Source organism: Streptomyces sp. 8N706 (assembly GCF_052245415.1).
In the GTDB taxonomy this organism is placed as follows: domain Bacteria; phylum Actinomycetota; class Actinomycetes; order Streptomycetales; family Streptomycetaceae; genus Streptomyces.
This window is the reverse complement of record NZ_JBQQBW010000256.1, coordinates 1-794: the sequence shown is the minus strand read 5'-3', so window position 1 is coordinate 794 and position 794 is coordinate 1. Positions and strand designations below refer to the sequence as shown.

Below are 794 nucleotides of genomic sequence, written 5' to 3'. Positions count from 1 at the left end.
CCGGGCGGCCACCGCCCTGCACAGCGCCAGCAGGCCCGGACCCAGCACCGGCTCGGGCGAGAGCACCTGGGCGATGGGGGCCAGTGGACCGCGGTAGTCGCTCTCCGCCAGCCGCTCCACGATGAAGCCGTCGTGGAGCTCTCCGCCCTCCCGGCGGCCCTTGACGACGCGGGCGCCGAAGCGGACCCGGACACGCGCGCCGAGCCGGGCCTCGGCGTCCATGGCGGCGGGGACCGCGTAGTCGAAGAACTGGTCGAGATGGATCAACCCCTTGTCGACCAGCACCCGGGCGACCGGCAGCTCCTCGGCCAGGGCGGCACCCCGCCAGGTACGCGGCTTGGCCCGGGGCACCTTGGCCTTGCGCACGGTCTCGCGAATGAGCGCGAGCTGCTCGCCGCCCTGCGGCTCCGCCGCGGGCGGCTGCTGGGCCGGATCCCGCTCCGGCTGCCCGTTCTCGCTGCTCACAGCCCCAGTCCTACCAGACGCCGCTGACACCCGGGCACGCTGTGGAACGAGGACCGCACCGCCGGTGCGCACGGGAAATCCTCACCGGTGCGCGGCCCCGAGGGCACCATGGGCTGGAAGCAGGGGGTACACCCACGCCGGGAAGGGGCCGAGCCCAGGTACAGCGGCCTCGACAAAAAACCGAGGACGCGGGACGTGCTCTCGAGACCCCCCGGCCCCCGGCCCACGCCCGCGCCGAGCCGTCCGCCAGGCGCCGGCGGGAGCCACCGGCGGCTCCGTCCGGACCGAGTGCCGCCGCCTCCGCCCGGGCGGCTTCAACGGTCCACGGC

The 794-nt window shown here is 75.6% G+C and carries 1 pseudogene; it reads right to left on the bottom strand.

Annotated elements, in window-relative coordinates:
* Positions 1-465, bottom strand: a pseudogene (locus tag ACTWQE_RS34140) (primosome assembly protein PriA); the annotation flags it as partial.
* Between the last annotated feature and the right edge of the window lie 329 nt (positions 466-794).